This window comes from Pelagibacterium xiamenense (genome assembly GCF_021166475.1).
GTDB classification, from domain to species: Bacteria; Pseudomonadota; Alphaproteobacteria; order Rhizobiales; family Devosiaceae; genus Pelagibacterium; species Pelagibacterium xiamenense.
Genome location: NZ_JAJOYS010000001.1, coordinates 467,976 through 493,574, shown reverse-complemented (window position 1 = coordinate 493,574; position 25,599 = coordinate 467,976). Strand labels below are relative to the sequence as shown.

The window sequence follows — 25,599 nt, the reverse complement described above, 5'->3', positions numbered from 1 at the left end:
CTCTTTTCGCCCTATGCGTGCATCAAAATATTGACGAGTTTCCCGAACGGGTCGCGGACGAAGAAACGGCGGACGCCCCAGGGCTCGTCGGCCGGGCCGTATTCGATGGCGATCCCCATCTCCTTGGCCTTTTCAAGGATGGCGTCGACGTCGTCGACTTCGATTGAAAGATCCGGGACCGGAGTGTTTGAACCGCCCTGCATCATGACGCTCATCTGGACCGTCATATCCTCGGCGGAGCCATAGGTGCGGATCCAGCCCATATCCATGCGGACTTCGAGCCCCAGCAATTCGCCATAAAAATTCTGCGCGGTATCCGGATCGCCTTCGAGATTGGCGACGATGCGTTTGACGCTCATGAGAGCTCCCCTGCCCGATTGCGTTGGCGGTCGGCTTGCCGGCGGGATTTGTTGGCCTGGCGGCGTGCCTCGGCAGCGGCGGCCGCATCGGCGCCCATATGCGCCTCGCCACGGGCTGTGGCGAGTTCGATCTGGCGTTGACGCTCGGCGGCTGCTGCACGCTTGTCCTCGCTCATCGAAGCCGCGCAGTGATGGCATTGGACGCCGTCGACGAATTCGGGACGCTCGCGGTCCAGCGGCGAGAGCGGCTGCCTGCAGGCGCGGCAGAGCGTGGCTTCACCGATCTTCAGCCCGTGCCCGACCGACACGCGCTCGTCGAAGACGAAGCATTCGCCCTCCCAGCGGCTTTGCTCCTGCGGCACCTTTTCAAGATAGGCGAGAATGCCGCCCTTGAGGTGGTAGACCTCCTCGAAACCCTGCGCGAGCATATAGGAGGATGCCTTTTCGCAGCGGATGCCGCCGGTGCAGAACATGGCGACCTTCTTGTGCCGCGCGGGGTCGAGATTGGCCGCAACGTAGTCCTTGAACGCGGTGAAGGTTTCCGTCCTGGGGTCGACGGCGTTCCTGAACGTACCCAGCCCCACTTCATAATCGTTACGCGTATCGATGAGGACGATCTCCTCATCCTCGATCAGCGCGTTCCAGTCCTCCGGATCGACATAGGTGCCCACCTGCCTGCCGGGATTGGCCTCCGGCGCGCGCAGGGTGACGATCTCCTCCTTGAGCCGCACCTTCATGCGGTGGAAGGGCATCGTATCCGCCGTGGAATATTTGATCTCGGCGCCAGCAAACCGGCCCCCGAAGATGTTGCCGCTCTCAAGCCACGACACAAGCTCGCCGATGGCGTCAGGGGTTCCCGCGACGGTGCCGTTGATCCCCTCGGGAGCGAGCAGGAGCGTGCCGCGAATCCCGCGCGCGCAGCAGAATTCGGCAATGGGCGCGCGCAGGGTTTCAAAGTCCGGCTGGTCGACGAACTTGTAAAGCGCAACGATTTTCACGGGTGCGGGGTCGCTCATGGGCCTCCCTTACACCCTCGCGGCAGCGGGCGGCAAGCGGGCCTTGCGTGCGACCCGACGGGGCGGCATAGTGATGAGGATCGTACATCACCAGCCGCGGCATCCGGCGGCAATCCATCCGGAGGAGATTTCAATGACTTATCGTGCTGATCCGGCGCGCTATGGCGCTATGTCCTATCGCCGTTGCGGCAAATCGGGGCTCAAGCTCCCGGCGATCTCGCTGGGGCTTTGGCAGAATTTCGGCGGCACGCGGGACTACCCCTCCGCGTTCGAAATTCTCGGCTACGCGTTCGACAGCGGGATTACCCATTTCGATCTCGCCAACAATTACGGCCCGCCGGCGGGCTCTTCCGAAGAGCTGTTCGGGCAGGTTCTGGCGCGCGACTTCCGGCCCTATCGCGACGAGATGATCATTTCGACAAAGGCCGGCTACCACATGTGGGACGGACCTTATGGCGAGTTCGGCTCGCGCAAGTATCTGCTCGCAAGCCTCGATCAGTCCCTCAGGCGGATGGGGCTCGACTATGTCGACATCTTCTATTCCCACCGCTACGACCCCGAAACGCCGCTCGAAGAGACGATGGGCGCGCTCGCCCACGCCGTGCACTCGGGCAAGGCGCTATACGTTGGCATCTCAAGCTACCCCGAGAACGAGACCCGCGAAGCCTATCGGATCCTGAAGGAGATGGGTGTGGCGCTCACCATCCATCAGCCGTCCTATTCAGTGCTCAACCGCTGGATCGAGGACGACAGGACGATCGATGCGTGCGGGGAACTCGGCATCGGCATGATCGCGTTCTCGCCGCTCGCGCAGGGTGTTCTTTCGGGCAAGTACAACAAGGGCAACAAGGAAGGCACGCGGGCAGGCGAGAAAGGTTCGTCGCTGCGGGAAAGCCACGTCGAGCCGCGTGTGCTCGATGCCGTCGAGAAGCTCGCGCCGATTGCACAAAAGCGCGGGCAATCCATGGTGCAGCTCGCGCTTTCGTGGGTGCTGCGGCGCGATGAGATGACCTCGGCGCTCGTTGGCGTGCGGACGCTCGAGCAGTTGCGCGACAATCTTGGCGTGCTCAAAAATCTTGAGCTGACGGCAGAGGAGATCGCCGCCATCGATCAGGCAACCGCCGGCGGGCTGATGGAGCTGCATCCGCGCCCGAGTGGGTGGCTGCGGTAGCGCCAGCAGGGCCCCGTTACGGGGCCCTTCTTATAGTCCCAGGCGCCTGAGTTCCCGGTGGATGAAGCTGCCGGGCTCGGGCGGCATGGGCGCGCGGCCGTGACGGCTGGTAAGGGCGCTGTTCCAGATATGGACCGAGAGCGTTGCGGGCGTGACGATGCCTTCGATATCGCTGCCCGAGACAAGGAGGCTCGCCGCGTCGTCGTAGTCGAGCGGGTAGAGCACATCCTTGGGCCGCACCTTGTCGATCAGCCCCAGTTCGCGCACGAAATGGCCCAGCGGCGCCGGGCCGGTGGCCCCGAACTGCATGTGGTGAACCGGCAGTTCCTCGCCCAGACCCCGGCGCACGGCAACCTCGGCCCGGCGCCAGAAGGGAAGCCCCGGCGGCACTGCGCCGGGCTCGAAGATAGAGAGAAGCCGCCGCACGAGTTCCGAATCCGACGGCATGCCGAGGACGGCGTTGTTGATCTGTGCGGTCCAGACATTGCGCCAGTTGGGGTGGCTGTCGAAGCCGAAGAGATAGTCGCCGGTATCGCGATAGGGGCGCACGCAATAAACGTCGCAATCGACCCATATGCCCCTGCCCTGCGCGATCAGTTCGATGCGGAAGAGATCGGCAAAGACCGCCGGGGTGCGATCGCCTTTGTAAAAGAAAATCCTGTCACGCGCGACAATCTCGTTGGCATCGCGGAAATCGACGCCATCGGGGAGGTTCTCGGGCCGCTCATAGGCGTAGAGCGCGACCGTGTGGCCGTGGTCGAGAAAGGACGTGAGGCACAGCCTTTCGAGGTAGCCCATCGGACCATGCCAGAACGAAACGATGGTGGGGAGATCGGCCACGAGGTCAGCGCACTTTGATGAACGGCAGGTATTTGGCGAGACGCTTTTTCATGCGGAAGCGCCAGTAGCGGTAAAAGAGTTCGTTGGTCATGACGTGGCGGTAGGTGCGCGCAAAGGCAACGCCCGAGACCAGATTCCAGGGTTTGCGCTCGCCGGTATAGTGCAAAATGAATGGATTGAACGCCTGGTGTTCGGGACGGGGCCCGATCAGGTTCCAGCGCTGGTCGAGGAGGTAGGCATCGTTGCAGAAGACTATGTTGAGCAGGTCCTGGTCGTAGTAGATCCGGTCCATGGTGCCGTCGGCGATATAGGCGGCGAGGCGCTCGGGGATGCGGGCGGCGTGCCATTTTTCCATATCGATGACGACGAGGCCGGCGTTGAAATAGGGGTCGGCGGGATCGATGAGGTCGCGGTTTTCCTTCGCGTCGCGCCGATTGGAAATGTTGAGCGCGGAGGGTTCTTCGACCGCGGCGACGGATTTGCCTTCGAGATCGAGTTCGGCGAGTTTTTCGATCGGGGCCATCACCATCATGTCGCAATCGAGATAGATGAGCCGCTTGACGTCCTTTGGCAGAAAGCGGTCGAGCAGCAGGCGCGCGTAAACGATGTTGGTCATGCGCTTGTGGTAGGGCGCATTGGCGACGAGTTCGAGGAATTCGGCGTTCTCGCTCAGGTCGTAGAATTTGAGCGTCGCACCGAATTCATCTTCGATCTTCAGAAGATCCGCCCGGTGTTCCTCGGTCAGGGGACGGTGGCAAAGGTGGAAGACCAGATCGGTGCGGCGATGGGTATGCAGACAGATCGAGCGCATGAGTCCGAAGGCCGGCGCCCAGAAGCTGTCGTCAAAGGTGAGCGCGATGTGGATCGCAGCGCCGGTCTGGGTCTCTTGCATGGGCTGAGCGGGCCTTTGTCCTAGCGGAGTTGTATCAGCGGGCCTTGAGGAAGGGCAGGTATTGCGCGGCGCGCTTTTTCATCCGGAAGCGCCAGTAGCGGTAAAAAAGTTCATTGGTCATAACGTGACGGTAAAGCCGCGCATAGCCCACGCGCGAGAGCAGCCGCCAGGGGCGACCGGTCCCGGTAAAATGTACATTGAACGGATTGAGCGCCACGTGGGCGGGAACGGGATCGACCACGTTCCAGAGGTCGTGGAGCCGGTGCCAGTTGTTTGCGAAAATCAGGTTGAGCACGTTCTGGCTGTAGCTCAGGCGGTCGACCGTGCCGTCGACGATGTAAGCCTCCAGCTTTTCGGCGACCTGCTGTTCGCGCCAGCGACCGATATCGATGAGCAGGAGGCCGGCGTTGAAATAGGGATCGGCCGGGTCGAGGATGCCGTCGCGCTGATTGATGTCACGCCCCCCGCCGATAAGCTTGCCCCATGGGTCCTGCACGGCGCCGATGGGCTTGTCGCCCAGATCGGTTTCCCACAGCTTTTCTATGGGAGCGACCACCATCATGTCGCAATCGAGATAGATGAGACGGGTGACGTCCTCGGGCAGGAAGCGGTCGAGGACGAAGCGCGCGTAGACGATATCGGTCAGGCGCTTGTGGTGCGGAACCCGGCCGGCGAGCTCGAGAAAGTGCCGGGAAGCGGTGAGGTCGTGGAAATGCAGGCTCGCGCCGAATTCGGTTGCGATCTTTTCGAGGTCGGCACGGTGCCCGGTGCTGAGCGGGCGATGGCAAAGATGGAAGACAAGGTCCTTGCGCCGGTGCGTCGCAAGGCAGATCGAACGCATGGTGGCGTAGGCGGGAGCCCAGAAGCTGTCGTCGAAGGTGAGCGCGATATGGATCGGGCCATCGCCAGAAACAATATGCATGGGCTGTCTTTTCCTCTTTTCTGGCGAGGCTCAGAGGGCTTGGCGGCGCACTGGCGCGTCTTTGCAATAGCCCAAAAGGACGGCGGTGGCGACCGGGCTGAAGCAGAGCAGCAGTTCGGCACCGAAGGCGGTGTTGAACAGCCCGTGCAGCGCATAACTGCCGGTGATCGCCAGCGCGCCATAGAGGCGGGCGGCGTATTGGCTGTCGGCCACACTCTTGAGCGCACCGATCACCGGCAGCAGGAGATAGAGGGCGTAAAAGGCGATGCCGAAGACGCCGGCGAGGGCGGCAAAATTGAGATAGTCGTTATGGAAATGCGACCAGCGTTCCACCTTCTCGGCGATCTCGGGGGTCATATACTGGCGGGCAGCTTCGACGTGATCGTACCACCCGAAGCCGAATATGGGGGAATCGAGAAAGGCGTGTATGCCGCCGATATAAAGCTGAATCCGGATTGCCGTCGAATTGTCAGGTGCGGTTCCTTCGGTGAGGAAGGCATAGATAGTGTTGAACCCGCGCAGCGCACGCATCTGATCGTCGAACGCGATAAAGGCGAACACCAGCGCCAAGGCCAGAAGCGCAACGATCCCGCCCCAGATCAATCGCCATTTTACCGGGAGCCGTACAGCAACGAACATTGCGAAAATGGTGGCGAGGCCGACCGCCACGATGGGTGCGGAGCGCGTTCCTGCAAGCACGCCCGCCCCTGTGCCCATGAGAGGGCCAAGCAGGAAAACGAAGCGCCAGTGCCCCTTGCCCGAGAGCAGGCCCATGAGGGGAAGAAAGCCCAGCATGATCGAGGCCATGGCGAACGGGTTGGTAAGATTGACGAAGCCCTCGGCGCGGCTCAACCCGAGCCACCAGACGTCATGAACCGCGCTCGCGAGCGCTACCGCAGCGCCGGCTAGCGCAAACCCGGCGACGATCTGGGTGCGATTTTGGCCGGCGCTACGGTCAAAGAGCGCAAAGGCCGGGAAAAACAGCAAAAGGGGCAGGAAATTGCCCAGATTGCTGAGATCGCTCCAGGTTTCGGCGGAACCGATAAAGCCGATGGCCAGGCACGCGAACGCGACAAGGTAGCCAAGGCCCACCGGGTGGCGCAGGGCATCGCGGCCATTTTGTGTGCGCAGAAGGAAGGGCCAAACCAGCACCAGGGCAATCAGGTAGAGATAGGGCGAGGCGTTGCCGATGGCGTTGGCAAGCACAAACAGCGAGACAAGAACGAACGGAGCGATCGCCCGGTCTATGAATGCAAGGCGCGGCTCCATCTAGATTGACTCGCTCCCGGCCAGGTATCGCTCGACCTGTTCGTCAAGGTTTCGCAGCCGCGTGTGGCCCCCGGCATCGTGAGCTTGCGTCATGTTCCGCTCCTCCTTCCAATTGGTATTGATCGCCTGGAAGTGGAAGAAGGGCAAGGCCGGGGCGCGGCGACTGGTGGATTTGGACAGTCCGTAGATGCGGTGCATCATTGGGGTGAAGGCGGGATCCTGCGCCCATGGGCGCTGGGGATCGATGAGCCATTTGTTGGCGCATATGGACTTGAGCCGGTTCTTGTGCCGGTAGCGGTAGCGCAAATGGTATGCGTGGCGCGCATCTTCGGGCGCGATGGCCGTTTCAACCCAGGTGCCCTTGAGCATGACGAGGCCGTCGGGACTGCCTGCCAGCGCTGCGAAGGCGTCCGGGCCACCCACGAGTTCGTCGATGTCGCAGTTGAGGATGCCCTGGGCCTTCGGGGCGAGGCGGGAGACCGTGGTGCGGAAGCTCGCGACCTGGAGGAAGTTGGCCCAGTAGGGGTGGAACAGCACCGCGGGGTCGACGGGACCGTAGCGGTATGGCCAGGATGGGACCGCGACGGTCTTCATTCCCGGGATGGCGGCGAGTGTCGTTTCTATATCGCTCGGCGCATACCGCGTGGAGGCATTGTCGAAGACGACGATGGCATCGACGCCGTGAAGCTTGGCATGCCAGTCGGCCCAAAGGGCGATCCACGCGAGATCGTTGTCCTTGTTCATTGTGAACATGACGCGCCGGCCGGCGAAGGCCTCGGCGAGGTTGGGCCGGACGGGGAGATCGAAGTTCTGCCCTTCGAATGTGAGCGTGACGCCGGTCGTACCCTCGGGGGCACCGGTCAGCGTGGCGGTCATCGTCGAGCGCGAAATGTGAAGGCGCGGGGTGAGCGGTTTGCCCGACGGCCGGGCGGTAAAGCGGGCGGCCTCCCATTGGGGCAAGAGCGTGCAAGGTGGCGGGCAGGCAAGGACGATTTCGCTCCCGTCCGCCGACCGGAAGCAGTCATAGACGAGCGCGCGGTCCTCGAAGGCGGCCCAGAAGGCCTCGGGGCGCTTGCGGCCCGGCGCACGGGGACGGCGACGGAGCGCGCCCTCCCCGGGGAGGAAGGCGGCGCTGCTTTCGAGTTCGATGATCTGCGCGCTAGGCACGCAAAGCGCCTCCGGTCGCCTTTTCGACAGCCGCCACGATCTTGCCGCCGACCGCTTCGATCTCCTCGTCAGTCAACGTCTTTTCGCGCGGCTGGAGGGTGACCTCGATGGCGATCGACTTCTTGCCCTCGCCCACATGATTACCCTCGAATACGTCGAAGACCGTGACGTCGGTGACGAGCGTCTTTTCCGCGCCTTTTGCCGCGCGCAGGAGCGTGGCGGCTTCGACCGACCGGTCCACCACGAAGGCGAAGTCGCGGCTCAAAGGCAGGAGTGCCGAGGCGTCGAGCGCGGGTTTGGACGTCGCTTTCCTGCGCGGGAGGGGGATGGCATCAAGGTCGATTTCGAACGCGGCGACAGGGCCGTCGAGATCGAGATCTGCGGCGAGCGCGGGATGCAGTTCGCCGAACCATCCGAGGATCAGTTTGGGCCCGAGCTGCACGCGGCCGCCGCGGCCGGGATGGCTCCAGGTGGCAGGTTCGGCAACGACTTGCGCCTTTTCGATATCGACTCCGAGCGCATCGAGCGCGGCGGCGAGGTCGGCCTTGGAGTCATAGACGCCAACGGGTTCGGCCTTGCCCTGCCAGTGACGGCCCGCGCCTGTGAGCCGGGCGGTGCCGGTACGGATGCCCGTGGCGTGCGTGTGCTGGCCTTCGGGGGTGTCGGAAAGGAATATCTGGCCGACCTCAAAGAGCGCCACATCGGCATGGCCGCGATTGGCGTTGCGCGCCGCGGCGGTCAGCAGCCCCGGCAGCAGCGAAGGGCGCATGTCGGTCATGTCCGAGGCAATGGCGTTGGCGAGCCGGAGCTCGGGCTGGCCGCCGCCAAAGCGGGTGGCAAGATCTTCGGAGATGAACGACCACGTCATCGCCTCGTCCATGCCGCGCACCGCGAGCGCCCGCCGGACGATGCGGCGGCGGTTCTGGATCGGGGTCAGCATGGTCTGGGCCACGTGGTCCGCGCGCGGGAGCGGCTCGACGGGCACGCTGTCAACGCCATAGATGCGCATCACCTCTTCGACGAGGTCGGCCTTCATCGTAACGTCGGGACGCCATGAGGGGACAGCGACCTTGACCGTTTCGCCCATTCCGGACACCCAGAAGCCCAATCCCGTGAGAATGGCTTTCACTTCCGGCAAGCCGACCTTTAGGCCGGTCAGACGCTGAACTTCGGCAATCGGGAAGGTGATGACGGTCTCGGGGATCTCTTCTTCGCCCGAAATGACGGGCTCGCAAGCTTCCCCGCCACAGATGTCGAGCACCATGCGCGTGGCGAGCTCGAGGCCCGGCTCGGTGAGCGCCGGATCGACCGAGCGCTCGAGGCGGTAGCGGGCGTCCGATACGATACCCGTCTTGCGCCCGGTCTGGGCGATCAGGTCGGGGTCCCAGGCGGCGCATTCCATGAAGATGTTGACGGTCTCCTCGGTGCACGAGCTGCGCTCGCCGCCGAGGATGCCACCCAGGCAGAGCGGACCCTGGTCATCGGCGATGACGCACATGGTTTCATCGAGCGTGTACGTCTTGCCATCGAGCCCGTCCAGGGTTTCGCCGGGCCGCGCGTTGCGCAGGTGCGGGGTGCCCACGATTTTGTCAGCGTCGTAAGCGTGCAGCGGACGTCCACGGCCCTGCGAGATGAAGTTGGTAATGTCGGCAAGCGCATTGATCGGCCGCAGCCCTACCGCGCGCAGCCGGTCCTGGAGCCATTGCGGCGAGGGGCCATTCCTGACGTTTTTGATGAGGCGCCCGGCGAACTTGCGGATGGTCCTGGGTTCACCTTCAGCGAAGCGATGTTCGAGCGGCGCTATGGGGCTCGGGCACGTGGACGGCACCGGCTGGATCGCAGCATCGTGCAGACGGCCCAGACCAGCGGCGGCGAGGTCGCGGGCGATGCCGTAAATCCCGGTGCAATCGCCCCGGTTGGGCGTAATCGCAACGTCGATCACCACATCGTTGAGCCCCGCATAGTCGGGATAGGGCACGCCGACCGGCGCATCTTCGGGCAGTTCTATGATGCCGTCATGGTCGTCGGAAATCTCGAGCTCACGGCCCGAGCACAGCATGCCGTTGGACGCCTGACCGCGGATATTGCCCTTGGTAAGAGTGAAGTCCGAGCCGGGAATATAGGTGCCGACCGGTGCGAAGACGGCTTTCATTCCCGTGCGCGCATTGGGGGCACCGCAGACGACGTCGATCAGTTCGCCCGTGCCCGCGTCGACCTTGCAGACCCTCAACTTGTCGGCGTTGGGGTGCTTTTCGGCGCTAACGACTTGAGCCGTGACGAAGTCCCGCAGCCGCGCGCCCGTATCGATAACGTCCTCGACCTCAAGGCCGATCATGGTGAGCGTCTTGACGATCTCGTCCGCCGTAGCATCGGTATCGAGATAGTCCTTGAGCCATTCAATGGTGAATTTCATGAATCATGAGCCTGTTGCAGTGTTCAAGCGGACGCAGCCGCGCGGTACGGTGATATATTTCTGGCCGGTCAATCGTGGTCCCCGGGAACGGAGATGCCGGATTTGCGGAGGGTCTCGGGAATGTCATCGCCGCCGCTCGCTTTGAGGACCGTAATGTCGCCTTCGGTCTCGAGAACCACAGCCTTGACCTGCGAGATGTCGTGCACCCCCTGCTGGCGAAGGGCGGCCTGCACCTCGATATCGGCTACCCGTTCGCGCCGCATGTTGGCGCGCAAGAGCTTCCCTTCGTAAACCAGTAGCGTCGGCTCAGACTTTATTAGCCCCCGAAAGGCCGCCGAGCGGGTCGCCAGCCATGCCGTAAGCCATTGCAGGCCCACCAGCATCCCAAGCGCAAGCAGCCCCTCGGAAATCGTGGTTTGGGTATTGAGGATCGTAGTCGCCAGGATCGAGCCGACCGTAAAGACCAGCACGAGATCGAAAGCGTTGAGCTTGGCGATGCTACGCTTACCCGCAATACGGAGCAGCGCAACGAGCGAGGCAAAGCCGACCACGGCCTTGATGACGATCTGCTCCAGCGATGCCCAATCGTCGAACCACATACTGACTAGCTCGAAAGCCCCCCAAACAAAGTCGGCAAATCAAGCGGCCTGAACCCGTAATGGTCCAGCCAGCGTTGGTCGGCGTCGAAGAACGCACGCAGGTCCGGCATGCCGTATTTGAGCATGGCGAGCCTGTCGATGCCGATGCCCCAGGCGAAGCCCTGATAGACGTCCGGGTCTAGCCCGGCGTTCGAAATCACGTTGGGATGCACCATGCCGCAACCCAGAATTTCCATCCAGTCGCTGCCCTGGCCGATCTTGACGTCATTGCCCGAGCGGTCGCACTGGACGTCGACTTCCATCGAAGGTTCGGTGAAGGGAAAGAAACTTGGGCGGAAGCGGGTGGCGACACTTTCGACCTCAAAGAAGGCCTTCAGGAATTCTTCGAGTACCCAGCGGAGCTGGCCGATATGGGACGACTTGTCGATCACCAGTCCCTCAACCTGATGGAACATCGGGGTGTGGGTCTGGTCACTGTCGTTGCGGTAGGTCCGGCCGGGAATGACGACGCGGATGGGGGGATCCTGCGGCGGGGTCATGTAGCCGGCGGCGGGCTTTTGATTGGTCTGCTGCATGACGCGCACCTGCACGGGCGAGGTGTGCGTACGCAGGAGCTTGCGGCTGCCGTCGGGTCCGGGCTGGAAGAAGAAAGTGTCATGCATCTCCCGCGCCGGATGGCCTTCGGGGAAGTTGAGCGCGGTGAAGTTATAGTAGTCCGTTTCGATATCCGGGCCTTCGGCGATCGAAAAGCCCATGTCCGAGAAAATGGCGGTGATCTCGTCGATGACCTGGGAGACCGGATGAACGCGGCCGGAGGCAGCAGGAGCGGGCCGCAGGGGGAGCGTAACATCAACCGTCTCGCTCGCGAGGCGCCTGGCGAGGGCCTCGGCCCTGAGCTGCTCGCGGCGGGCATCGATCCTGCCCATGATCTCGTTTTTAAGACCGTTAATCGCAGGGCCCTGCTCCTTGCGCTCTTCGGGCGTCATCTTGCCGAGGCCAGCCAGAAGCGCCGAGACGGCCCCCTTCTTGCCCAGCGCTTCGACGCGCACGGCGTCCAGCGCGGCTTCGGTGTCTGCGGCATCAATCGCGGCGGAGAGGCGCGCCGAGAGGTCGGCGAGAGGTTCGGACATTTTCGTTCCAGCAAAAGGTCTTTGAAATGCGGGTGAAGCGGTAGCAAACGAAAAAGCCCTGCGCCACCCCCAAACGACGGGGAGCGGCACAAGGCTTTGATTTCGGCCTCAGCTTCAGACTGGGCGCGGATCGGAACGCGGGTTAGGCGTTGATCCGCTCATGGGTCGCTGCCTCGATCTCGCCGAGATAGGCAAGCGCACCCTTGGCCTTTTCAACGAGTGCGGCGAAGGCCTGCGGCTCGTGAACGGCCAGATCGGCAAGGACCTTGCGGTCCACGGCGACCTCAGCCCGGCTGAGGCCGTCGATAAATCGGCCGTAGGTCAGGCCGTGCTGACGCGCGGCGGCGTTGATCCGCTGGATCCAGAGCGCACGGAAATTGCGCTTCTTGGCCTTGCGGTCGCGGTACGCGTACTGGCCGGCTTTTTCGACGGCCTGCACGGCGGTGCGGAAATTGGTCGAGCGGCGGCCATAGTACCCCTTGGCGGCCTTGATGACCTTCTTGTGACGGGCGTGGGCGGTGACGCCCCTTTTCACGCGTGACATGTCTTTAGTTCCTCAAATCTGACAGCAGCCGCCTTAGCGGGCGTAGGGCATGTACTTCTTGGCGATCTTGGCATCGGGCTCGGAGAGCACCTTGGTGCCGCGATTGGTGCGGATGTACTTGGCGTTGTGGCTGATGAGGCGGTGGCGCTTGCCGGCGACGCCGGAAACGATCTTGCCGGAGGCCGTCACCTTGAAGCGCTTCTTGGCGCCAGATTTGGTCTTCATTTTGGGCATTTTGCTTCATCCTTTTAGTAAGGAGACCCCTTGGGGGCCATCGCATTCTGGATCGCCACGGCATGCCGTTTGGCCGGGCGGTCCGGTTGGAAGTGCGCGTTATAGGGATCGGGGGGCACAAAGGCAAGCGGGAAGTTGTGCGAGTAATGCCGAGCCTTGTTTGCCCAGCAACCACGCCATCCCCCCATCTCCTCGCATGGGGAGATGGTGTTGCCGATGGTCTGCAAGGACTGCCTGCCGTTTAGAACTCGGCCCAGTCCGCCTTGAGCGCCACATTGCCCTTGGCCGCTAAGGGCCGCTTACGCGCCGGAGCGGTATCAGAGTCGGCCTTCCAGCCGGCAATATCGGAGTGGGCACCCGCGAGCCTGAACGTCGAGACGACGCCGTCGAGTTCTGCGGCTTGCGCCTGGGACTGCTCGATGGCGGCGTTGGTTTCTTCAACAAGCGCTGCGTTGTGCTGGGTCATCTCGTCAAGCTGGCGCACCGCCTCGCCGACCTGATTTATGGCCGCGGACTGCTCCTCGCTCGCTTCAGATATGCCTCCCATCAGTTCAGCATTCTCGCTTACCGCCTCGCGGATGGCCTTCAGCGTTTGGGTGGCGCGGGCAACGAGTTTGGACCCGCCATCGACCTCGCTGGCGCTTTCCTCGATCAGCGCCTTCACCTCCGAGGAGGCTTCGGCAGCCGATTGCGCGAGACGCCGCACCTCGACCGCCACAACGGCAAAGCCCTTGCCCGCCTCACCCGCGCGCGCGGCTTCCACAGAAGCGTTCAGAGCCAGGAGGTTGGTCTGAAAGGCGATGTCGTCGATCATACCGATGATGTCGGATACCCTGGCGGACGATGAGGTTATCTTGTCCATGGCAGCGTTGGCCTCCGCCATTACCCCGCCACCAATTTCGGCGAGCCTTGACGCGTCGCGGGTTTTCTCGAGTGCGTCCTGCGCCTTTTTCGCGTTCTCACCAACCGTGGTCGCGAGCTGTTCCATCGAGGCGGACGTCTCTTCAATGGTGGCAGCCTGACGCGTAGTGCGCTCGGACAGATCGTTGGCGCCGGACAAGATTTCGTCGGTTGCCGTTCTGAGCCCGCCCGAAGCGGCTTTGATGCGCGACACGGTTTGCGCCATCTGATCGAGCGAAGCGTTGAACGCCTGACGAAGGGTTTCGTAATCCCCGGTGAACGCTGTCTCTATCCGGCCGCCAAGATCGCCCTCGGCCATCCGCCCAAGGCTGTCGGCCAACAGCTTCAGGATGGCTTCGGCGCGCTTGCGCTCGGTGATATCGGTCGCGAACTTGATGACCTTTCTGACCCGGCCCGCGGCGTCGAACACAGGGTTATAGGACGCCATGATCCAGATTTCCTTGCCGCCCTTGCCAAAGCGCCTGAATTCGGCGGCGTCGAATTCGCCGGCGCGCAAGCGCTCCCAGAACCGGGCATACTCGGCGCTCTTTTTATAGCCCTCCTCGACAAACATGCCGTGATGACGGCCTTTGATCTCCTCAAGCGTATAGCCAACTGTGGTGAGGAAATTCTCGTTGGCACCAAGGATTGTGCCGTCGGGTTCGAACTCGATCACTGCCTGTGCACGCGAGATCGCAGCAACCTGACCGGCGTGGTCCGCTGCGGCGTTTTTCTGCGCGGTGATCTCGGAGGCAAGCTTGATGACTTTGACCGGTCTACCGGATGTGTCGAAGATCGGATTATAACTGGCCTGCAGCCAGATTTCGCGGCCGTGCTTGCCGATTCGCCGGAACTCACCGGATTCGAACTCGCCCGCCCCCAGCCGCGTCCAGAACGCTGCATACTCCGCCGATTGTGAATAGGCGGGGTCGGCAAACATCCTGTGATGCTGCCCGGCGATCTCGTCGAGGCTGTAGCCTACAATCTTGAGGAAGTTGTCGTTGGCGGTGAGGATGGTACCGTCGAGCGCGAACTCAATAACCGCCTGGCTGCGCATGATCGCGTCGATCTTGCCGCGATCATCATGTGATCTGGTATTGCCCAATAGGCCTTGGAGCATAGTTGGCATAGCGATGACCCCCCTTCGCTGCCTGGCCGCGTCCCAGCCATGATTTCAGGTCGTCGTCAACATACATTAACTTAAAGTCTGCGTAGTTCTGCGGACCCTCTCCTCCACAGGAACACTTTCCGATTGGTATCACAATTCCCATAATAAGCATTTAACTTTGAATACGCAAAGGGCGCCGCCAATGGCGACGCCCCTGTCATAAGTTTCGCGGTAAAAGCGGGATCGGGTTGTGGCTAGAACTCGGACCAATCGTCAGCGACGGCGGCGCTGCCCTCGCTGAGGTAGGCCGCGCCGGAGCGGGCTTGCGCCTTGCGCGTGGACGCGGCGTCGGTATCGACGCTCCAGTTTTCAAGGTCCTTTGGTGCTGCGGGCGCGAGCCTGAAGGCGGCGACAATCGCATCGATTTCGGAAGCCTGCGCCTCGGTCTGCTCGATCGCCGCGTTGGTTTCCTCGACAAGCGCGGCGTTGTGCTGGGTCATCTCATCGAGCTGACGCACGGCGGTACCGACTTCGGAGATTGCGGACGCCTGTTCGCGGCTCGCTTCGGAGATCCCACGCATCAGAGTTGCGTTCTCGGCCACCGCGTCGCGGATGGCGACGAGGGTTTCGGCGGCCCGTGCGACCAGCGCCGAACCACCATCGACTTCCGATACGGACTGCTCGATCAGCGCCTTGACCTCCGAAGAGGCTTCCGCAGCACTCTGGGCCAGACGCCGCACCTCGACCGCCACGACGGCGAAGCCCTTGCCCGCTTCGCCCGCTCGCGCCGCTTCCACAGAGGCATTGAGCGCCAGCAGATTGGTCTGGAAGGCGATGTCATCGATCATCTTGATGATGTCCGAGACCTTGGCCGAGGACGTCGTGATGCGTTCCATTGCCGAAGTCGCCTTTTCCATGACGTGTCCCCCGTCCTCAGCCAGCGTCGCCGCGGCCTCGGTCTTGTTGAGGGCATCCCCGGCGTGTTCGGCGTTGCGCCTGACGGTTCCAGCCAACTGCTCCATGGCCGCTGAGGTTTCCTCGATCGTCGCCGCCTGGCGCGTGGTGCGTTCGGACAAATCGTTGGCACCGGTCAGAATCTCGCCGGTTGCGAGCTTAAGAGCGCGCGAGGTTTCCTTAAGCTTGCCTACGACGTCCGAGAACGCGTCGGCCATGGCGTTGGTGTTGGCTTTGAGCTCACTGAAGGCGCCGCTGTAGTCACCCTCGACGCGGCGCGAAAGGTTCTGCTCCGCCATGCTGGCGAGGACCGCTCCGGTTTCGGAAAGACCGGTCTCTACGGTTTCCATGAGCATATTGACGCCTTCGGCGAAGTCCTGAAGATCCTTTTCGGCGTAGGTCTTGTCGATACGGGAAGAGAAATCCCCGGCGACGGCTGCGGAAACCACATGCTGGATGCGGGCCTGCAGGTCGGCGCGCACGGCATTGGCCTCGGCCTCACGCCGCGCGGCTTCCGCCTTTTCCGCATCGGCCGCGAGCACGGCCTTGCCGTTGTCTCGGAAGACAGTGAGCGCGTCGACCATCTGGCCGATTTCGTGGCGCTGATTTTCTGTCAGTTCGATATCGAGATCGCCATCGGCGAGCCGGCGCATCATCGCGGCCATCTGGCGGATGGTCCTTGAGAGCCAGCGCCCGATGAAGAAGGCCATGGCAAGACCAGCGGCAATGCCCAGGCCCGAGACGGCGAGGACCGTCAGCGTAATGAGGTCCGCTTGTGCGCTTGCACTCGACCCGACGACACTTTCGGTCTCCTTTACCGTATCGAGAATTGCGTCGTAATCCGCCTGCATTTGCGGGCTTGCGACGTCGAGTTCTTCGGCATTGATGGCTCGGGCGGCCTCGCTCAGGCTCGCGTAGGTCTCGAACTGAGCATCGAAGGTATCGAGCTGGCTGGCGATAGCTTCGGCGATCGTTTGCACCTGGACATCGAGTGTCGCAAAGCGCAGTTCCTGAAGCTCGGCGCGCGTCGTATCAACGGCCGCGGTGGCAGCCTCGAGATCGGCCGCCGCGCCCGAGTTGGAGAACCGCTCGGCGTTCAAGCGCATGCTCATCAGCGCTTCCATGGCCTGGCCGGCATTCACCGCAGCGTCCGCGTCGTTAAGCGTTGCGAGGCGTTCGATCACCCCGGTCAATCTATCGCCCATTTCGACAGCGAGCGCGGTAAACTCCGTGCCCACCGTAGCCATTTCGGCTTCGACTTCGCGCAGGCGGACGAAGCTTTCTATATAGCCGCGGGCGAGTTCCTCAACATGCGCGATCGCCTCAAGCGCGGCCGGGTTGCCTTCGAAGCGCGCCAAGCCGTCAGCGTCGTTGGTCGCGACGTCCTCCATCCAGACGATGACCGACTGGGCGGTTTCTTCGCTTGGGTTGATGCGGTATTCGAGCGCGGCGAGCCGAGCCGCAGACAGATCGCTCACATAGTCGCTGAGCTCAAGTGTCTGATGGGCGGCTGCGCGGTAATCGTCAAAAATGGTGGAAAGCTGTTGAACGCCGATAAAGGCGGCCGCGCCCACCAGCGCGAGCAAAGCGATGATAGCGCCAAATCCACCATAGATCCGTTGCGCGATACTGAGTCTGGAGAGCATGTTCTAGTCCTGATAGTCCGAGCGGATGCGTCCTGCAGAACCATGGCTAGCGCCGTAGTGTTAAATTTGATTCAATATTCGTCCTTATTGTAGACGAATTCCGGCCATAATTGCGCATGCTTCAGGGCGTCGCCGTAGCGCCCAACAAAAAAGGTGGCCTTGCGACCACCTCCTCGATTGTTCAGCGATGTGCGAAGCGCTCAGCGCGGGGCCAGGACCATCACCATCTGGCGGCCTTCGGCGCGCGGTGTCGATTCGACCTTGGAGATCTCCTCGAACTGGTCGCGGACCTTGTTCAAAAGCTCTAGGCCGATTTCCTGGTGCGCCATTTCACGCCCCCGGAAGCGCATGGTGACCTTTACCTTGTCGCCTTCGCCAAGGAATTTTTCGACCGACCGCATTTTCACATCATAGTCGTGCTGATCGATATTGGGCCGGAGTTTGATCTCCTTGACATCGATCACCTTCTGCTTCTTGCGGGCCTCGGCCGCCTTTTTCTGCGCCGAGTATTTGTACTTGCCAAGATCGAGAATCTTGCAGACCGGCGGCTTGGCGTTGGGCGAGACTTCGACCAGGTCCATGCCGACATCCTCAGCCATGGCGATCGCCTCGGATGTGCGGACAACGCCGAGATTTTCACCTTCGGCACCGATCAACTGCACTTCGGGCACGTTAATGTCATTGTTTGCGCGAGGCCCGTCTTTCTGGGGCTGCACAACTCTCATCGGACGACGAATGGGCTTACATCCTTATCGTTTGTTGCGTTTGGGGCGAGATGGCTCGATCACTCTTATCGGATCGAGCGCATAAAATCTTGGTAATCGGGCGTAAAGTCAACAGGCAAACAGGGCAATAGCTCTACCCATTCGCTCGCGGCTTGCCCTTTGGCAAGGGTGTTGGTAGGCGTCCGCAAATCAACCGATTGAAAGGGACCGGCCATGGATGCGCGCGAAGACAACCTTGCCGTCGGAACCGGAGCAGAGGCCCGGGATATCGCCATTCTGCGCCGGGAGGGCAAGACGCCCGGGCTGTTTTGGCTCGGCGGGTTCAAATCTGACATGATCGGCTCGAAGGCGCAGGCGCTCGACGCGCTCGGCGAGGAGAAGGGCTTTGCCGTCACCCGGTTCGACTATTCCGGACATGGGGCTTCGGGCGGCGCATTTCTAGAGGGCACGATCAGCCGCTGGCTCGAGGAGAGCCTTGCAGTGTTCAGCTCCACCGAGGGCGAACAGATCGTCGTCGGCTCATCGATGGGCGGTTGGCTGGCGCTTTTGCTCAACCGCGCGCTCAGGGCGCGGGGCGAAAAGCGCGTGCGGGGAATTGTCCTGATCGCGCCGGCCGTCGATATGACGCAGGATCTGATGCGATCCACATTCACCGATGCAGAGCTTTTGGATCTCTGGGAGAAAGGGCGCGTCGAACAGCCGTCGGACTATTCGGATGAGCCGTATGTGCTGACGCGCGAACTCATCGAGGACGGGGAAAAGCACCTCATGTTCGGACAACCGATCCGGACCCATTGCCCGGTTGCCATCTTGCAGGGCGGCAAAGATACCGACGTGCCGCCGGCGCACGCGCTCAAGCTCGTAAGCCATCTGATTTCGGACCCCGTGACCTTTACGCTTATTCCCGACGGCGACCACCGGTTGAGCCGGGAGACGGATATCGAGAAGCTGCTGCAAACGGTACTGCGGCTGGTTTAGGCACCGGGAAACCCGGCATGTGAGGCTCATGGCTTGGCGTGGTTCCTAAGCCGTTTCAGTTCGGCCTTTACCGTTTCGGTATCCGCGCCCAGGCGCGGTGCCGGTTTGTCCAGAGACAATTCTGCGTCCGACATCACGATCGGCGTGCGCACGCCCGGCAGGCCGTCGATTGAGAGCTCCATGCCGCGCGCCTTGATCTGCGGGTCGGCAAAGACTTCGGCGACGGCGTAAATCGGACCGGCAGGAACGCGGGCGCCTTCGAGGGCAGCCAGGAGGTCGTCGCGGGGCCAGGTGCGGGTGCGGAGTTCAAGCGCTTCTGTCAAAGCCGCGCGGTTGGCAACGCGGTCGGCGTTGGTGGCAAAGCGCGGATCGGCGGCCAGCGCGGGCTGACCGAGGACGGTGACGAGGCGGGCGAACTGGGTGTCGTTGCCCACAGCGACGATAAAATGGCCGTCGGCGACCGGTAGTGTCTGATAGGGCGCGATGTTCGGGTGTGCGTTGCCGAGCCGCGTGGGCGAGACCCCGGTAGCGAGGTAGTTGAGCGCCTGGTTGGCGAGCACACCGGTCATAGCGTCGTAAAGCGCCATGTCGATGATCTGCCCCCTGCCCGTTTCCGCGCGCTGGGCGAGCGCGGCCTGGATGGCGATGACGCTATAAAGACCGGTGAAAATATCGGCGAAGGCGACGCCGACCTTTTGCGGCTCCCCCTCCGGGTCGCCAGTCAGGTCCATGATGCCCGACAAGCCCTGGATGAGGAAATCATAGCCCGCGCGAGAGCTGTAGGGGCCGGTCTGGCCGAAGCCCGTGATCGAACAATAGACGAGGCGAGGATTGGCGGGTGCGAGGCTTTCGTAGTCGAGGCCGAACTTCGCGAGGCCGCCGCGTTTGAAATTCTCGATGACGACATCGGCGGTGCCGACCAATTCCTTGACGAAGGCGAGATCGTCCGGCTCGTTGAAATCGGCGACGACCGAGCGCTTGCCTCGGTTGGCGGCGTGGAAATAGGCCGCCGAGCGATCGCCATCATGATCGATGAAGGGCGGGCCCCATTGGCGGGTATCGTCGCCGTTGGGAGATTCCACCTTAATGACGTCCGCACCAAGATCCGCAAGCACCTGCCCGGCCCACGGTCCGGCAAGGATGCGGGCGAGTTCGACGATGCGCAGACCGGCAAGCGGGTGGACCATTACATGAAGGCCTGCAATCCGGTCTGGGCGCGCCCCAGGATCAGCGCATGGACGTCGTGGGTGCCCTCATAGGTATTGACCGTTTCGAGGTTCTGGGCATGGCGCATGACGTGATACTCGATCTGTATGCCGTTGCCGCCATGCATGTCACGTGCGGCGCGGGCGATGTCCAGCGCCTTGCCGCAATTGTTGCGCTTGATGAGCGAGATCATCTCGGGCGCGGCCTGCCCCGCCTCCATCAATCGTCCGACCCGCAGCGCCGCCTGGAGGCCGAGCGCGATCTCGGTCTGCATGTCGGCGAGCTTTTTCTGGTAGAGCTGGGTGCCGGCCAGCGGCTTTCCGAACTGCTTGCGGTCGAGGCCGTATTGGCGCGCGCGCAGCCAGCATTCCTCCGCCGCGCCCATGACGCCCCAGGCGATGCCGTAGCGGGCGCGATTGAGGCAGCCGAATGGTCCCGTCAGACCGGAGGCATTGGGTAAAAGCGCATCTTCGCCGACTTCGACACCATCCATGACGATTCCGCCGGTGATCGATGCGCGCAGGGAAAGCTTGCCGCCGATCTTGGGCGCGGAGAGGCCCTTCATCCTCCTTTCGAGGACAAAACCCTTGATGGCGCCATCATGGGCCTCGGATTTCGCCCAGACGACGAAGACATCTGCGATGGGAGAGTTGGAAATCCAGGTCTTGGATCCCGAGATCCTGTATCCGCCGTCGATTTTTTGCGCGCGGGTCTTCATTGCGCCGGGGTCCGAACCCGCGTCGGGCTCGGTCAGGCCAAAGCAGCCGATCCATTCGCCGGCGGCGAGTTTGGGGAGGTATTTTTGCCGCTGTGCTTCGGTGCCGTAGGCGTAGATGGGGTACATGACGAGCGAGGATTGCACGCTCATCATGGAGCGGTAGCCCGAATCGACACGCTCGATCTCGCGGGCGATGAGCCCATAAGCGACGTAGCCCGCTCCGAGCCCGCCATAGGCCTCCGGGATGGTGGCACCCAGGAGGCCGGTTTCTCCCATCTCGCGGAAGATGGCGGGATCGGTTTCCTCGTTGAGATATGCGTCATCGACGCGCGGCAGGAGCTTGTCGGCGGCGAAGGCGCGGGCCGACTCGCTGATCATCAGCTCCTCGGTGTCGAGCTGATCGGTAAGGCGCAACGGATCGTCCCAGAGGAAGTCCGAGAGCGAGGGGCTGTCCTTTGTTGCGCGCGCGTCATCCATTGGCGATCCTCCCACGCCCCTATTCAATCAGGTTCAGGCGACCGCTGTCATCCTGTCGCGCTCGGAAAACGCGCGGCCGAAGCGGTTGGCGAGAAAATCGGCGAGCGGAATGTTCTCCTGCTCGACGAACCCTTTTTGCGGCAACTTGCCCGCTGCGAGCATGTCGAGCACCGTCGCGACGCCCGAGGCCGTTGTGATCTGAATGGCGCTACGCTTGTGCTGGCCGACATAGCCCGAGAGGATGGCGCGGGAGAATATCTCCTTTGCCGGTTTGCCATCTTTGGTACCGGTCACCTCGACATAGATCACGACAACGTCCTGATCGGTCGGTTTGACCGCGTGGCGCATGATTTCAAGCGCCAGGTCGCGGCGGTCCTCGAGGTGAAGATCCTTCAAAAGGAGCTTCATGATCTTGGCGTGGCCAGGGTAGCGGATTGTGCGGTAGTTGAGGTTTTTAACCCGGCCGAGCATTGCGTGCGGTGTGGAGCCCAATCCGCCGGAGGTGTTAAAGGCCTCGTATTTGATGCCGTCGATTTCGAGCTCTTCCAAATCTTCGAGCGGGGCGACTTCGACAAGCTTGCCGTCGACGATCGCTTCGCAGGGCTCGCAATATTCGTTGATGACGCCTTCAGGCGACCAGGTGAGCGCGTAGTTGAGCGCGTTGTCGGGGAATTGCGGCAGCGCACCGACGCGCATCTTGACGTCTTCGAGCGTATCGAAGCCGCGCGCAAGCGAATTGGCGGCGATGGCGATAAAGCCAGGCGCGAGGCCGCATTGGGGGATGAAGGCGGTGTGCGCGGTCGCCGCGATCTCCCTGACGCGACGGGTGCTTTTGACGTCTTCGGTCAGATCGAGATAGTGCACTTTGGCCGAAGCGGCAGCCTGGGCGATGCGGGTCGTCAGGTGATAGGGTGCCGCGCTCAGGACGGCGAATTTGCCGACGAGCACTTTTTCGAGCGTGCCGGGAGTTTCCACCTCGACCTTCTCGGTCCTGACGGTGCTGCTCACGGCGAGCGCGGCGAGCTGGTCGGCGTTTTTGTCGACGATGGTCACGGCGTAATCGCCCGATGCATCGAGCATATCCGCGATAGTGGCACCGATCCGCCCAGCGCCGACGACAACGATCTCTTTCATTCCTCTACCCTCCGATTCAAAGTCCCCAACCTTGAACCGTTAGAATGCCAGCAATTTTCGTTGATTTGCATTCGGCAGATCGTGTGAAATATGATTCAGAGCCTGCAATGTGCCGAAAATTAACGCCAGAATGACGAAAGTTAACTCGGATCGCAAACTTGTGGCGCTTTTGCGCGAGAATGCACGCATGCCCGTGACCGAGCTTGCGCGCAGGCTCGGGGTGTCGCGGTCGACGGTGCAGAGCCGGCTCGAGAAGCTCGAACGGAACGGCACGATCACCGGATATACGGCAAAACTCTCAGGAGATTATCTTGCCGCACAACTCCGCGCGCATCTGATGGTGACCGTCTCGCCGAAATATTCGGGCGCCGTGGTCAAGGCGCTCGAGGCAATCATGGATGTCAAAACGGTGCACTCGGTGAGCGGGAGCTTCGACATGATCGTCATCGTCGAGGCGCCCTCGGTTGCCGAACTCGACGCGGTCATCGACGAGATCGGCGCGCTCGAGGGGGTGGAACGGACGATGAGTTCCATCGTGCTCTCGACGCGGATCGACCGGTAAGCCGTTACCGCCGGATCTCGTAAAGCCGATACCGACCGTCATCAGGTGCGAAGGCCATCATGAAATGCTCGGGGCCGAGCTTATAAACACGGGCTACGGCGTCCATGTCGCGGTCCGCGTTGGGGGCATCCTCGCCCATATGAGCCGAATAGAAACGCTCCTCCTCGTACCCGTAATAGAGCGCTCCGGCGAAGAGATAGAAACGATGGTTGGGTTCAAGCGCCATCAACCCGCGATGGCGCTGGGAGCCGCTGTCTTTGTCAAAGACCAGCGCGCGAGCCTCGCGGAAGACGCGGGCGGGAAACCACGAATAGACAAAGGCGCCCAGATCGTCGACCTGCATCGAACGGACCCGCCAATTTCCCAAGAATTCTGCATCGTCCGCAATCGGCAGGCGGTCTGCGTCGAGCAGGGCGCGAATCTCCCTGGCCCAGGCCGCGATTTCCGCGTCCATCGGGTCGGCGGCGACGGCATCGAGTTGTGCGCGCAGCTGCTCCTCCCAACCCTTCATCGCGTTGCGGTCATCTGCATAGAGCGTATCGGCGAGGATGTCGTAATAAGCCTGCGCATCGACCGGCACGGTCTCGGTGCCAGTCACCGTGACCGGTGCGAACGCGACCATAAGGGCCAGGGCGGCGTGTCTGAGCATTGGCAGTCCTCCAATTCGGGCGTGTATCCTGTCCCGATTATCCTGAACTGCCAATGGCTGTTGGCTTTACGCCGCGCGCTGGATTTCCACCTTGCGGCCTGTTGTCTGCTCGAAGCAGTGCAGTGCGCTATGGGCCACATGCAAGGTCAGCGCGTCGCCGGGTTCACCCGGATGGATTCCCGGCGTGCGAACGACAATGTCCTTCTCAATCCCCTGCGCGCGGGCATAAACGAGGCTCTCGGACCCCACCAGTTCCACAGCGTCGAGGCTCGCATCGATTACGATATGCGGCTCGGCGGGTGCTTCGAGCGTCACGTCTTCGGGGCGCAGGCCGAGCGTTCCGGTGCTTGCCGGGATTGCATCGGGCAGGCCGACCCCCAACGCCTGCAGTTCCCCGACCGCGATAAGATTCATCCCGGGCGAACCCATGAACGCGGCGACGAAGAGCGACTGGGGGTTGGCATAGACATCGAGCGGCTTGCCCATCTGCTCGATCCGCCCCGCATTCATGACGACGAGCTTGTCGGCCAGCGTCATTGCCTCGAGCTGATCGTGGGTCACATAGACCGCTGTCGTCTTGAACGTGCGCTGCAGGCGGCGGATTTCGACGCGCATATGCCCACGCAGCTTGGCGTCGAGGTTCGAGAGCGGCTCGTCGAACAAGAACGCCTTGGGCTGGCGCACAATGGCGCGCCCCATGGCGACGCGCTGGCGCTGGCCACCCGAAAGCTGTCGCGGCTTGCGGTCGAGGAAGGGCGTGATCTCGAGGATGCGCGCGGCCTCCTCGATCCGCTCGGCGATTTCCACCTTGGGCGTGCCGCGGTTCTTCAAACCGTACGCGAGGTTTCCGCGCACGCTCATGTGGGGATAGAGCGCGTAGTTCTGGAACACCATGGCGATGTCACGCTCGGCGGGCTCGAGTTTGTTGACCACCTTGTCACCGATCTCAATGGTGCCATCGGTGATGGTTTCGAGCCCGGCGATCATACGCAGCAGCGTGGACTTGCCGCAGCCCGAGGGTCCTACGAGCACGACCAGTTTGCCATCGGGAATGGTGAGATCGATGCCTTTGATCGCTTCCACGCCGCCGGCATAGGTTTTTCTGACGTTTTTGATCTCGATACCGGCCATGGACTATTTCTCCGTTTCGACCAGGCCCTTGACGAAAAGGCGCTGCATAAAGATGACGACGAGGACGGGGGGCAGCATGGCCAGCACCGTCGCGCTCATGACAAGATTCCACTTGGGCTCGGCATCGGTGACGTCGGCCAGGCGTTTGATGCCCATGACGATGGTGTAGTAATCCGCGTCGGTCGTAATCAGAAGCGGCCAGAGATACTGGTTCCAGCCGTAGATGAAGAGGATCACAAAGAGCGCCGCGATATTGGTGAGCGAGAGCGGCAACAGGATATCGCGGAAGAATTTGAGCGCTCCAGCGCCGTCCACGCGTGCGGCCTCCATCAGTTCGTCGGGAACCGTCAGGAAGAACTGACGGAAGAGGAACGTCGCCGTCGCCGAAGCAATCAACGGGATCGTGAGCCCGGCATAGGAATTGAGCATCTTGAGATTGGCGACCACCTCGAAGGTGGGCAGGATGCGCACCTCGACCGGCAACATGAGCGTGATGAAAATCGCCCAGAACACCGTCTGCCGGAAGGGAAACCGGAAATAGACAATAGCGAAGGCCGAGAGGATCGAAATCGCGATTTTCCCGATGGCGATGGTGAGCGCCATAATGAGCGAATTCCACATCATCGTGCCCAAGGGCGGCGCGCCGCCCGTCGAGACGCCTTCGGTCAGCATGGTGCTGTAATTCTCGATCATGTGCGGCCCGGGCAGGAGCGGAATCAGGCCGGACAGGAAATCGGTTGGACCGTGGGTCGAAGCGATAAAGGCGAGATAGACCGGAAACGCGACGACGAACACGCCGGCGATCAGGACGAGATGCGAAAGGAAGGTAAGGAAGGGCCTGTTCTCGACCATGGC

General features: G+C 62.2%; 24 protein-coding genes. 3 read left to right on the top strand and 21 right to left on the bottom strand.

Annotated features, from left to right (window positions below; all coding sequences use genetic code 11):
- Positions 1-11: 11 nt before the first annotated feature.
- Both LSG43_RS02450 and trhO read right to left on the bottom strand, forming a co-directional pair.
- Positions 12-359, bottom strand: coding sequence for a VOC family protein (locus LSG43_RS02450; protein ID WP_231801011.1), 348 nt, complete (start codon positions 357-359; stop codon positions 12-14).
- Positions 356-1,375, bottom strand: a complete 1,020-nt coding sequence (gene trhO, locus LSG43_RS02445; RefSeq protein WP_231801010.1) for an oxygen-dependent tRNA uridine(34) hydroxylase TrhO — start codon at positions 1,373-1,375, stop codon at positions 356-358. The genes LSG43_RS02450 and trhO overlap by 4 nt, the downstream gene beginning before the upstream one ends.
- Positions 1,376-1,508: 133 nt before the next feature.
- Between trhO and LSG43_RS02440 the strand changes: the two genes are divergently transcribed.
- Complete coding sequence (locus LSG43_RS02440; RefSeq protein WP_231801009.1) at positions 1,509-2,546, top strand: aldo/keto reductase; 1,038 nt, start codon at positions 1,509-1,511, stop codon at positions 2,544-2,546.
- Between the two features lie 30 nt (positions 2,547-2,576).
- On the opposite strand, the gene LSG43_RS02435 is transcribed toward LSG43_RS02440, so the two are convergent.
- The 13 genes from LSG43_RS02435 to infC form a co-directional block, all read right to left on the bottom strand.
- Positions 2,577-3,386, bottom strand: coding sequence for a glycosyltransferase family 32 protein (locus LSG43_RS02435; RefSeq protein WP_231801008.1), 810 nt, complete (start codon positions 3,384-3,386; stop codon positions 2,577-2,579).
- A 4-nt stretch (positions 3,387-3,390) separates the two neighbouring features.
- Positions 3,391-4,278, bottom strand: coding sequence for a glycosyltransferase family 8 protein (locus LSG43_RS02430; protein ID WP_231801007.1), 888 nt, complete (start codon positions 4,276-4,278; stop codon positions 3,391-3,393).
- A gap of 34 nt (positions 4,279-4,312) precedes the next feature.
- Entirely contained in the window at positions 4,313-5,200 is an 888-nt protein-coding gene (locus tag LSG43_RS02425; RefSeq protein WP_231801006.1) for a glycosyltransferase family 8 protein, read from the bottom strand.
- A gap of 30 nt (positions 5,201-5,230) precedes the next feature.
- Positions 5,231-6,469, bottom strand: coding sequence for an O-antigen ligase family protein (locus LSG43_RS02420; RefSeq protein ID WP_231801005.1), 1,239 nt, complete (start codon positions 6,467-6,469; stop codon positions 5,231-5,233).
- Complete coding sequence (locus tag LSG43_RS02415) at positions 6,470-7,636, bottom strand: hypothetical protein (RefSeq protein ID WP_231801004.1); 1,167 nt, start codon at positions 7,634-7,636, stop codon at positions 6,470-6,472.
- Entirely contained in the window at positions 7,629-10,049 is a 2,421-nt protein-coding gene (pheT, locus tag LSG43_RS02410) for a phenylalanine--tRNA ligase subunit beta (protein ID WP_231801002.1), read from the bottom strand. Before pheT ends, LSG43_RS02415 begins: the two co-directional genes overlap by 8 nt.
- A 68-nt stretch (positions 10,050-10,117) precedes the next feature.
- Complete coding sequence (locus tag LSG43_RS02405) at positions 10,118-10,648, bottom strand: DUF421 domain-containing protein (protein ID WP_231800998.1); 531 nt, start codon at positions 10,646-10,648, stop codon at positions 10,118-10,120.
- 5 nt (positions 10,649-10,653) lie between these two features.
- On the bottom strand, positions 10,654-11,778 hold the full coding sequence (gene pheS / locus LSG43_RS02400; protein WP_231800996.1) for a phenylalanine--tRNA ligase subunit alpha: 1,125 nt from the start codon (positions 11,776-11,778) through the stop codon (positions 10,654-10,656).
- 142 nt (positions 11,779-11,920) lie between these two features.
- Entirely contained in the window at positions 11,921-12,322 is a 402-nt protein-coding gene (gene rplT / locus LSG43_RS02395) for a 50S ribosomal protein L20 (protein ID WP_231800995.1), read from the bottom strand.
- 33 nt (positions 12,323-12,355) lie between these two features.
- Positions 12,356-12,556 (bottom strand): 50S ribosomal protein L35, encoded by a 201-nt coding sequence (gene rpmI, locus LSG43_RS02390; RefSeq protein ID WP_231800994.1) that lies wholly within the window; start codon positions 12,554-12,556, stop codon positions 12,356-12,358.
- A gap of 241 nt (positions 12,557-12,797) precedes the next feature.
- Entirely contained in the window at positions 12,798-14,585 is a 1,788-nt protein-coding gene (locus LSG43_RS02385; RefSeq protein ID WP_231800993.1) for a methyl-accepting chemotaxis protein, read from the bottom strand.
- A gap of 233 nt (positions 14,586-14,818) precedes the next feature.
- A complete protein-coding gene (locus LSG43_RS02380; RefSeq protein ID WP_231800991.1) occupies positions 14,819-17,164 on the bottom strand; it encodes a methyl-accepting chemotaxis protein in 2,346 nt (781 codons plus the stop codon).
- 200 nt (positions 17,165-17,364) lie between these two features.
- Positions 17,365-17,901 (bottom strand): translation initiation factor IF-3, encoded by a 537-nt coding sequence (gene infC / locus LSG43_RS02375; protein WP_231802767.1) that lies wholly within the window; start codon positions 17,899-17,901, stop codon positions 17,365-17,367.
- 201 nt (positions 17,902-18,102) lie between these two features.
- On the opposite strand from infC, the gene LSG43_RS02370 reads away from it, so the two are divergent.
- Positions 18,103-18,867, top strand: coding sequence for an alpha/beta hydrolase (locus tag LSG43_RS02370; RefSeq protein ID WP_231800989.1), 765 nt, complete (start codon positions 18,103-18,105; stop codon positions 18,865-18,867).
- Positions 18,868-18,893: 26 nt separating this feature from the next.
- Here the strand turns inward: LSG43_RS02370 and LSG43_RS02365 are convergent, their stop codons facing one another.
- Genes LSG43_RS02365 through LSG43_RS02355 form a run of 3 tightly spaced genes read right to left on the bottom strand, consistent with a single transcriptional unit; the run spans position 18,894 to position 22,402 of the window.
- Positions 18,894-20,054 (bottom strand): CaiB/BaiF CoA transferase family protein, encoded by a 1,161-nt coding sequence (locus LSG43_RS02365; protein WP_231800987.1) that lies wholly within the window; start codon positions 20,052-20,054, stop codon positions 18,894-18,896.
- Positions 20,054-21,268, bottom strand: coding sequence for an acyl-CoA dehydrogenase (locus tag LSG43_RS02360; RefSeq protein ID WP_231800985.1), 1,215 nt, complete (start codon positions 21,266-21,268; stop codon positions 20,054-20,056). The genes LSG43_RS02365 and LSG43_RS02360 overlap by 1 nt, the downstream gene beginning before the upstream one ends.
- 33 nt (positions 21,269-21,301) lie before the next feature.
- On the bottom strand, positions 21,302-22,402 hold the full coding sequence (locus LSG43_RS02355; protein WP_231800983.1) for a saccharopine dehydrogenase family protein: 1,101 nt from the start codon (positions 22,400-22,402) through the stop codon (positions 21,302-21,304).
- A gap of 130 nt (positions 22,403-22,532) precedes the next feature.
- On the opposite strand from LSG43_RS02355, the gene LSG43_RS02350 reads away from it, so the two are divergent.
- Complete coding sequence (locus LSG43_RS02350) at positions 22,533-22,964, top strand: Lrp/AsnC family transcriptional regulator (RefSeq protein ID WP_231800981.1); 432 nt, start codon at positions 22,533-22,535, stop codon at positions 22,962-22,964.
- A 4-nt stretch (positions 22,965-22,968) separates the two neighbouring features.
- Here the strand turns inward: LSG43_RS02350 and LSG43_RS02345 are convergent, their stop codons facing one another.
- The 3 genes from LSG43_RS02345 to ugpE all read right to left on the bottom strand — a co-directional run bounded on the left by LSG43_RS02345 (position 22,969) and on the right by ugpE (position 25,596).
- Positions 22,969-23,613 carry a DUF4893 domain-containing protein gene (locus LSG43_RS02345; protein ID WP_231800979.1) on the bottom strand — a complete coding sequence of 215 codons (645 nt, stop codon included), beginning with the start codon at positions 23,611-23,613 and terminating at the stop codon, positions 22,969-22,971.
- Positions 23,614-23,679: 66 nt separating this feature from the next.
- Positions 23,680-24,744, bottom strand: a complete 1,065-nt coding sequence (ugpC, locus tag LSG43_RS02340) for a sn-glycerol-3-phosphate ABC transporter ATP-binding protein UgpC (RefSeq protein ID WP_231800977.1) — start codon at positions 24,742-24,744, stop codon at positions 23,680-23,682.
- A gap of 3 nt (positions 24,745-24,747) precedes the next feature.
- Positions 24,748-25,596 (bottom strand): sn-glycerol-3-phosphate ABC transporter permease UgpE, encoded by an 849-nt coding sequence (ugpE, locus tag LSG43_RS02335; protein ID WP_231800975.1) that lies wholly within the window; start codon positions 25,594-25,596, stop codon positions 24,748-24,750.
- Between the last annotated feature and the right edge of the window lie 3 nt (positions 25,597-25,599).

Bases quoted from the DNA above. Each gene is read 5' to 3' on its own strand.
- LSG43_RS02450 (WP_231801011.1), bottom strand. From the start codon at position 359: ATGAGCGTCAAACGCATCGTCGCCAATCTCGAAGGCGATCCGGATACC.
- trhO (WP_231801010.1), bottom strand. From the start codon at position 1,375: ATGAGCGACCCCGCACCCGTGAAAATCGTTGCGCTTTACAAGTTCGTC.
- LSG43_RS02440 (WP_231801009.1), top strand. From the start codon at position 1,509: ATGACTTATCGTGCTGATCCGGCGCGCTATGGCGCTATGTCCTATCGC.
- LSG43_RS02430 (WP_231801007.1), bottom strand. From the start codon at position 4,278: ATGCAAGAGACCCAGACCGGCGCTGCGATCCACATCGCGCTCACCTTT.
- LSG43_RS02425 (WP_231801006.1), bottom strand. From the start codon at position 5,200: ATGCATATTGTTTCTGGCGATGGCCCGATCCATATCGCGCTCACCTTC.
- LSG43_RS02420 (WP_231801005.1), bottom strand. From the start codon at position 6,469: ATGGAGCCGCGCCTTGCATTCATAGACCGGGCGATCGCTCCGTTCGTT.
- pheT (WP_231801002.1), bottom strand. From the start codon at position 10,049: ATGAAATTCACCATTGAATGGCTCAAGGACTATCTCGATACCGATGCT.
- LSG43_RS02405 (WP_231800998.1), bottom strand. From the start codon at position 10,648: ATGTGGTTCGACGATTGGGCATCGCTGGAGCAGATCGTCATCAAGGCC.
- pheS (WP_231800996.1), bottom strand. From the start codon at position 11,778: ATGTCCGAACCTCTCGCCGACCTCTCGGCGCGCCTCTCCGCCGCGATT.
- rplT (WP_231800995.1), bottom strand. From the start codon at position 12,322: ATGTCACGCGTGAAAAGGGGCGTCACCGCCCACGCCCGTCACAAGAAG.
- rpmI (WP_231800994.1), bottom strand. From the start codon at position 12,556: ATGCCCAAAATGAAGACCAAATCTGGCGCCAAGAAGCGCTTCAAGGTG.
- LSG43_RS02385 (WP_231800993.1), bottom strand. From the start codon at position 14,585: ATGCCAACTATGCTCCAAGGCCTATTGGGCAATACCAGATCACATGAT.
- LSG43_RS02380 (WP_231800991.1), bottom strand. From the start codon at position 17,164: ATGCTCTCCAGACTCAGTATCGCGCAACGGATCTATGGTGGATTTGGC.
- LSG43_RS02370 (WP_231800989.1), top strand. From the start codon at position 18,103: ATGGATGCGCGCGAAGACAACCTTGCCGTCGGAACCGGAGCAGAGGCC.
- LSG43_RS02365 (WP_231800987.1), bottom strand. From the start codon at position 20,054: ATGGTCCACCCGCTTGCCGGTCTGCGCATCGTCGAACTCGCCCGCATC.
- LSG43_RS02360 (WP_231800985.1), bottom strand. From the start codon at position 21,268: ATGGATGACGCGCGCGCAACAAAGGACAGCCCCTCGCTCTCGGACTTC.
- LSG43_RS02355 (WP_231800983.1), bottom strand. From the start codon at position 22,402: ATGAAAGAGATCGTTGTCGTCGGCGCTGGGCGGATCGGTGCCACTATC.
- LSG43_RS02350 (WP_231800981.1), top strand. From the start codon at position 22,533: ATGACGAAAGTTAACTCGGATCGCAAACTTGTGGCGCTTTTGCGCGAG.
- LSG43_RS02345 (WP_231800979.1), bottom strand. From the start codon at position 23,613: ATGCTCAGACACGCCGCCCTGGCCCTTATGGTCGCGTTCGCACCGGTC.
- ugpC (WP_231800977.1), bottom strand. From the start codon at position 24,744: ATGGCCGGTATCGAGATCAAAAACGTCAGAAAAACCTATGCCGGCGGC.
- ugpE (WP_231800975.1), bottom strand. From the start codon at position 25,596: ATGGTCGAGAACAGGCCCTTCCTTACCTTCCTTTCGCATCTCGTCCTG.